We start from the raw sequence: 7074 nt of genomic DNA, 5'->3' as shown, positions 1-7074 counted from the left end.
GTTCGTTTAACTCTTTTGTTCTCTTTACTTTTCATTAATAAGTCGATTTTTTGTCAACTTATTTCAGGACGGGACAAACAAATAAAAAAAGCCTCTACAAATAATGTAGAGGCTTTTTATGTTGTATATAATATTATACTTTATTACATCATACCTGGCATTCCGCCACCCATTGGAGGCATTCCAGCGCCAGCAGGAGTATCTTCTTTAATGTCTATTAAAGCACATTCTGTAGTTAAAATCATTCCAGCTACAGAAGCAGCATTTTCTAATGCAATACGAGTTACTTTTTTAGGATCAATAATTCCAGCTTTAAGCATGTCTACATAAGTTTCAGATTTTGCATCGTAACCAAAGTCTTTTTTGCCTTCAGATACTTTATTTACTACAACACTGCCTTCTCCACCAGCATTTTCTACTATGGTTCTTAAAGGCGCTTCAATAGCACGAGCTACAATTTGAATACCTGTAGTCTCATCTAAATTTTCTGTAGTTATTTTTTCTAAAACAGATTTTGCTCTTACTAAAGCAACACCACCACCAGCAACAATGCCTTCTTCTACAGCTGCTCTAGTAGCATGTAATGCATCATCAACTCTGTCTTTCTTTTCTTTCATTTCAACCTCACTTGCAGCTCCAACATAAAGAACAGCAACACCACCAGCTAATTTAGCTAAACGTTCTTGTAGCTTTTCTTTGTCATAGTCACTTGTAGTAGATTCTATTTGAGATTTAATTTGATTAACTCTATTTTTAATTAAATCTTTGTCTCCAGCTCCATTTACAACTGTGCTGTTATCTTTGTCAATGGTAATGCGTTCTGCAGTTCCTAGCATTTCTAAAGTTGCGTTTTCTAATGTGAAACCACGCTCTTCAGAAACTACTGTTCCTCCGGTTAAAATGGCAATATCTTCTAACATTGCTTTACGTCTATCTCCAAAACCAGGAGCTTTTACAGCAGCAATTTTTAAAGAACCTCTTAACTTGTTAACTACTAAAGTAGCTAATGCTTCGCCATCAACATCCTCAGCAATAATTAATAATGGTTTTCCTGTTTGCGCAACAGGTTCTAATACTGGTAATAAATCTTTCATTGTAGAGACTTTCTTATCGTATAATAATACGTAAGGATTCTCTAAATCAGCAATCATCTTTTCGCTATCTGTAACAAAATATGGAGATAAATAACCTCTGTCAAACTGCATGCCTTCAACAACATCAACATAAGTATCTGTTCCTTTTGCTTCTTCAACAGTTATAACGCCTTCTTTTCCTACTTTGCCAAAAGCATTAGCAATTAAGTCACCAATTAACTCATCGTTATTAGCCGAAATAGATGCGACTTGTTTTATTTTATCTGAAGAATTTTTAACTTCTTTAGATTGCTTTCCTAAATCTTCAACTAAAGCAGTTACAGCTTTATCAATACCACGTTTTAAATCCATTGGATTTGCTCCTGCGGCAACATTTTTTAAGCCTTCTTTTACAATTGCTTGTGCTAAAACAGTTGCAGTAGTTGTACCATCTCCAGCTAAATCATTAGTTTTTGAAGCAACTTCTTTTACCATTTGAGCGCCCATATTTTCTAATGGATTCTCTAATTCAATTTCTTTAGCAACAGAAACACCATCTTTAGTAACTACTGGAGCTCCAAATGAACGGCTAATAATCACATTTCTACCTTTTGGACCTAATGTTACCTTTACTGCATTAGCTAATGCATCTACGCCACGTTTTAGACCGTCGCGAGCTTCTATATCAAATTTTATGTCTTTTGCCATGTCTTTAATTTTGTTATTCCTGTTTTATAGGAATCTATTTTTAATTTATGTTTTTGGAATTTCGCATCTAGTACGAAATGACAATAACTATGAGTTTTTATTTAAGAATTTGAATGATTATTAATCAAAAACAAAAAAGTACTTAAATAATAGCCATTATATCTTCTTCACGCATCATTAAGTAATCTGTACCGTCTAATTTAATTTCAGAACCAGAGTATTTTCCATAAAGAACAGTATCTCCAACTTTTACTGTTAATGGTTCGTCTTTTTTCCCAGTGCCTACAGCTACTACTGTGCCTTTATGTTGCTTTTCTTGTGCGCTATCCGGAATGTATAATCCAGAAGCTGTTTGCGTTTCGGCAGGTAATGCTTCAACCAATACACGATCTGCAAGAGGTTTAATGTTTACTTTGCTCATTATTATATTATTTTGATTAATTAAAATTTTATGTTTTTAGTTAAGCTAAAAATGTGCCATTGCATTTTGACTGACAAACTTTCAGAAACAAAAAATGCCAACTGTTAAGCTGGCATTTTATTCAATATTAAAATTGAAATTGAAATATTATTTTGTAGTATCTATCACTTTTGTTGTGTCATCTGTTGCAGGTGTTGTTGCTGGTGTTGTTGCTGGTGCTACAGGTGTAGTAACAGCATCTGGATCTAAGGCTTTAGAATCCACAGAGCTATTTGTATCTCTAAATGAGAAGTTAGATAGCAAAATTAAAGCAATTAAAATGGCGCCTAATGTCCAAGTACTTTTATCTAAAAAGTCTGTTGTCTTTTTTACACCACCTAATTGTTGTGTTCCGCCACCGCCAAAAGAAGAAGATAATCCACCTCCTTTAGGGTTTTGTACCATTATTACTACTACTAGCAAGAATGCTACGACAACGATTAAGATTAAAAATATAGTAAAAGTATTCATTATTCTTTATTATTATGTTCTTGTAATTTTTTTACTGCTTTAATTTGGTCTGCAAAGAAACCACTTTTTTCTGGATATTTCAAACTTAAAATGTTGTAAGATTGAATTGCCTTTTTGTAATTTTTTTGTTCAACATAAATACGGGCTAAAGTCTCTGTCATCAAGGCTTCAGGTTGAATCATTTGTGCTTTAGCAATATTATGTGTAGAAGAAGCTGGTTTTTTTCCTTCTAATTTTGGGTTTTTCTCAATGAATTTTTCAATGAGTTCGAATTTTTTTGCCTTAGATAATGAGTCTTTTGAAGCTTTAATATCTTTAGATGAGTTTTCAACTGTTTCATCATTACGATTAATGGGTTTAAAACGAGTTAGATTTAACCATTCATTAAAAGAATGCGTCTCCGTCTTGTCAAATAAAAGGGGTTTGCCTAGATTTAAAACAACTTCAGGAGCTAAAGTCTCTTTAGATTCTGTTTTCTCGCTTTCAATAATTGTATGCGTAGTTTCTTTTTCAAAATTAGCAAGTTGTTCTTTTGCTATTTTTGGTTGAAATAATTCAGGATCTAAAGAAGCTCTAACGTTTTCAATGTCTTGTTTTAAAGTATTGTCTATAATTATGTTTTTGTTAAGCGAAATATCTTCAGCTATAACTTCTATATCATTTAAATGTGCCGAATTCTGTTTAATAAATTTTGAAACTTCATTTTGCTCAAAATTAGATGAAGTAATAAAATCGAATAAAATACTACGATCGGTAGTATAAGCCGCAGTAGTTTTTAAAGCGTAATTATACTTAAAGCTATCACTGTTTTTTAACCCTTTTAGATACATTGCTCTTGCCGATTGAAAATAGGGAAATGCATTTATAATGGTTTTTAAAGCATCGGTTTGAGCGCTTGAAATAACTTGAGGCTCTTGTAATATGTTAGTAAACTCGATTGTATTCATTACCAGTCTGCTAAAGTAGCATTAAAAATATCTTGTGTTAAACGTTCAAAAATTTCATCATGAGCAGTAGCTTTTACGCTTCCGCTAAGTACAGCACTTCCAGCAAAGTCATAGAAAAAAGAAAATCTTTTTTCTATATCAGAATCTTCTTTTGTTTTATTAAAATAACGAAGATTAACACTTATACTTAGTCTATTTTGAGCAGCTGTATTGTTGGCTGTTGCCGTAGTAGGAGAGATACGATACTCAGTAATCTCACCTTCATATACCATATCTCCATTTGAAGTTACTAATTCAAGATTCGATTGATTTTGAATCAAATCCTGTAAAGCTAATGTGAAATCTCTTTCTAAACCAGGCTCAATTAACTGTGCCGTATTTTGAAAATAATTAACTTGGTATGTTTTTGCATTACTAGGTTTGTAACCAGTAAAAGAATACGAGCCGCAACTAATTAGGGTAGTGGTGATTGCTAAAATTAAAATGTATTTAATATATTTCATTGATTATTTTTATTCTTCCTGAGAAAACAGAAGTCCATAGTATAACGCGAATTTACAAATCAAATTGCTTAATCTTTCTATATAAAGTACGTTCACTTATGCCTAATTCTTCAGCAGCTAATTTACGTTTTCCGTGATGCCTTTCTAAAGATTTTTTAATTAATTCTAACTCTTTATCATGTAAAGATAATGTTTCTTCTTCTTCAATTTCTTCGGCAAAATGGTACTTGTCTTCAGTTTCTGGCGTGTAGCTTTGATGTGTTTCTGTATTTTGAGGGATAGATAAAACCTGTAAATCGTTTATGGTCTCTTCATAATCTTGATTATCATTATCACCATAAATTTTTTCAATTAAACCTTCGTTCTCTTTTTGAACGTCTTGAGCATTTCCAGATTTCATTAATTCCATGGTAAGCTTTTTTAAATCATTTAAATCAGCTTTCATATCAAATAATACTTTATATAAAATCTCACGTTCGCTACTAAAATCACTTTCAGATTTTGAAGTATTAATAACAGCAGGTAAATTACTGCCTGCGTTTGTTGGTAAATAACTTCTTAAAGCATCTGCAGAAATACTTCTATTTTGCTCTAGAACAGAAATTTGTTCAGCTACATTTCTTAATTGTCTAATGTTTCCACTCCAGCGGAATTTTTGTAATGTTCTTACAGCGTCATCACTTAGTTTAATTGTTGGCATTTTATATTTTAATGCAAAATCACTTGCAAACTTTCTAAAAAGTAAGTGTATGTCTTCTTGACGGTCTCGAAGTGGCGGTAAATTAATGTCGACTGTACTTAAACGGTAGTATAAATCTTCACGAAATTTTTCCTTTTTAATAGCATCAAACATATTCACGTTTGTTGCTGCAACAATACGTACATTAGTTTTTTGAACCTTACTTGATCCTACTTTTATAAATTCGCCATTTTCCAGAACACGTAATAGGCGAACTTGCGTTGTTAGTGGTAATTCTCCAACTTCATCTAAAAAAATAGTGCCACCATCTGCAACTTCAAAATAACCATTTCTAGTTGCTGTTGCTCCAGTAAAGGCGCCTTTTTCATGGCCAAAAAGTTCACTGTCTATTGTGCCTTCTGGAATTGCGCCACAGTTTACAGCTATATATTTATTGTGCTTTCTATGCGAAAGTTGATGTATAATTTTTGGGATGCTCTCTTTTCCAACACCACTTTCTCCAGTTACTAAAACAGAGATGTCTGTTGGCGAGACCTGAATAGCCTTTTCAATAGCTCGATTTAATGTAGCGCTATTGCCAATAATCCCAAAACGTTGTTTTGTTGCTTGAATAGATTCCATAATCTTTTCCTGTAAAGGCAGGGATTTTTTTAATTGTTTTTTTTGTTTTTGGTTTATAACGAACGAAACTATTTTTATTTTGCTATGCCTACAGCTTCACCTATAAGTGTCGCCTTAGTACAATTTGTTACTTTTACATTAACAAAATCACCAACATTATAATGCTCTTTAGGGAAAACAGCTACTAAATTCTTCTCGGTTCTTCCAGACCATTGGTCTTTAGATTTTTTAGATTCACGTTCTACTAAAACCTCTACTGTTCTTCCTAAATGTTCTCGTGTTCTTAATTCACTATGTTTCAGTTGTAATTCAATAATTTCACTTAACCTCTTACTCTTAGTTGCTTCGGGAACATCATCTTCTAGTTTTCTTTCAGCAAGTGTGCCAGGTCTTTCAGAATAAGTAAACATATAACCAAAATTATATTTTACATACTCCATAAGTGATAATGTGTCTTTATGGTCTTCTTCTGTTTCAGTTGGAAAACCAGAAATCATATCTTGAGAAATTGCACAATCTGGAATAATTGACTTTATATTATCTATTAGAGTAAAATACTCTTCGCGAGTATGTAAACGGTTCATGGCTTTCAAAATGCGATTACTACCACTTTGCACAGGTAGATGAATGTGGTTACATATGTTATTGTATTTTGCCATAGTACGTATCACATCTAAACTCATGTCTTGTGGATTAGATGTTGAAAAACGAATACGCATTTTGGGTTGCGCTTCTGCGCATAATTGCAATAATTTTGAAAAATCAATAGCTGTAGCTTTTTGAATGTCTGTAGCCTTTACAAAATCTTTTTTTAATCCACCACCATACCAAAGGTAACTATCAACATTCTGGCCTAATAACGTGATTTCTTTATAGCCTTTCTGCCATAAATCATTTACTTCTTCTATAATACTTTGTGGGTCTCGACTACGTTCACGACCACGAGTAAAAGGTACTACACAAAAAGTACACATATTATCACATCCACGAGTAATAGAAACAAAAGCAGTAACACCATTGGAGTTTAAGCGAACAGGAGAGATGTCTCCATACGTTTCGTCTTTAGATAAAACAACGTTAATAGCATCGTGACCATCTTCTACTTCAGCTAAGAGGTTTGGTAAATCTTTATAGGCATCAGGCCCAACTACAAGATCTACTATTTTTTCTTCTTCTAAAAACTTGCTTTTTAAACGTTCAGCCATACAGCCTAATACGCCAACTTTCATTTTAGAATTTTTGCGTTTTACAGCGTTGTATTTTTCTAAACGTTTCCGAACAGTTTGTTCAGCTTTATCTCTAATTGAACAGGTGTTAACTAAAACTAAATCGGCGTCTTCCAATTTATCTGTTGTATTATAACCTTGATCATTTAATATAGAAGCTACTATTTCACTATCGCTAAAATTCATTGCGCAACCATAGCTCTCTATAAAAAGTTTTTTTGTGTTTTTTTGGTTTTGTTTTAAAACAAGTGATTGTCCTTGTTTTGATTCGTCTATAGTCTTCTCCATATTCATTTTCTGTAAAAACAGATATCTTTTCGTGTAAAAAGTAGTGTTCAATAAGTGTGCAAAGATAATATTTATTT

The 7074-nt window shown here is 32.7% G+C and carries 7 protein-coding genes; all 7 read right to left on the bottom strand.

Features of this window, described 5'->3' with window-relative positions:
- Positions 1-143: 143 nt before the first annotated feature.
- Positions 144-1781 (bottom strand): chaperonin GroEL, encoded by a 1638-nt coding sequence (gene groL / locus Q0997_RS13080; RefSeq protein WP_299889580.1) that lies wholly within the window; start codon positions 1779-1781, stop codon positions 144-146.
- 142 nt (positions 1782-1923) lie between these two features.
- Complete coding sequence (locus Q0997_RS13075) at positions 1924-2202, bottom strand: co-chaperone GroES (RefSeq protein WP_299889578.1); 279 nt, start codon at positions 2200-2202, stop codon at positions 1924-1926.
- A gap of 147 nt (positions 2203-2349) precedes the next feature.
- Positions 2350-2712 carry a preprotein translocase subunit SecG gene (gene secG / locus Q0997_RS13070; RefSeq protein ID WP_299889576.1) on the bottom strand — a complete coding sequence of 121 codons (363 nt, stop codon included), beginning with the start codon at positions 2710-2712 and terminating at the stop codon, positions 2350-2352.
- On the bottom strand, positions 2712-3659 hold the full coding sequence (locus Q0997_RS13065) for a hypothetical protein (RefSeq protein ID WP_299889573.1): 948 nt from the start codon (positions 3657-3659) through the stop codon (positions 2712-2714). The genes secG and Q0997_RS13065 overlap by 1 nt, the downstream gene beginning before the upstream one ends.
- Positions 3659-4162, bottom strand: coding sequence for an LptE family protein (locus tag Q0997_RS13060; protein ID WP_299889572.1), 504 nt, complete (start codon positions 4160-4162; stop codon positions 3659-3661). The genes Q0997_RS13065 and Q0997_RS13060 overlap by 1 nt, the downstream gene beginning before the upstream one ends.
- Positions 4163-4214: 52 nt before the next feature.
- Positions 4215-5483 carry a sigma 54-interacting transcriptional regulator gene (locus tag Q0997_RS13055; RefSeq protein ID WP_299889570.1) on the bottom strand — a complete coding sequence of 423 codons (1269 nt, stop codon included), beginning with the start codon at positions 5481-5483 and terminating at the stop codon, positions 4215-4217.
- A gap of 74 nt (positions 5484-5557) precedes the next feature.
- A complete protein-coding gene (gene miaB / locus Q0997_RS13050) occupies positions 5558-6997 on the bottom strand; it encodes a tRNA (N6-isopentenyl adenosine(37)-C2)-methylthiotransferase MiaB (RefSeq protein WP_299889569.1) in 1440 nt (479 codons plus the stop codon).
- Positions 6998-7074 lie beyond the last annotated feature (77 nt).

It is taken from the genome of uncultured Lacinutrix sp., from assembly GCF_947500325.1.
Classification (GTDB): domain Bacteria; phylum Bacteroidota; class Bacteroidia; order Flavobacteriales; family Flavobacteriaceae; genus Lacinutrix.
Note: the sequence above shows the minus strand (reverse complement) of the source record. Positions and strands in the feature narration are given on the sequence as shown.

Coding starts and splice junctions, on each gene's coding strand:
- groL (WP_299889580.1), bottom strand. CDS start 1,781: ATGGCAAAAGACATAAAATTTGATATAGAAGCTCGCGACGGTCTAAAA.
- Q0997_RS13075 (WP_299889578.1), bottom strand. CDS start 2,202: ATGAGCAAAGTAAACATTAAACCTCTTGCAGATCGTGTATTGGTTGAA.
- secG (WP_299889576.1), bottom strand. CDS start 2,712: ATGAATACTTTTACTATATTTTTAATCTTAATCGTTGTCGTAGCATTC.
- Q0997_RS13065 (WP_299889573.1), bottom strand. CDS start 3,659: ATGAATACAATCGAGTTTACTAACATATTACAAGAGCCTCAAGTTATT.
- Q0997_RS13060 (WP_299889572.1), bottom strand. CDS start 4,162: ATGAAATATATTAAATACATTTTAATTTTAGCAATCACCACTACCCTA.
- Q0997_RS13055 (WP_299889570.1), bottom strand. CDS start 5,483: ATGGAATCTATTCAAGCAACAAAACAACGTTTTGGGATTATTGGCAAT.
- miaB (WP_299889569.1), bottom strand. CDS start 6,997: ATGGAGAAGACTATAGACGAATCAAAACAAGGACAATCACTTGTTTTA.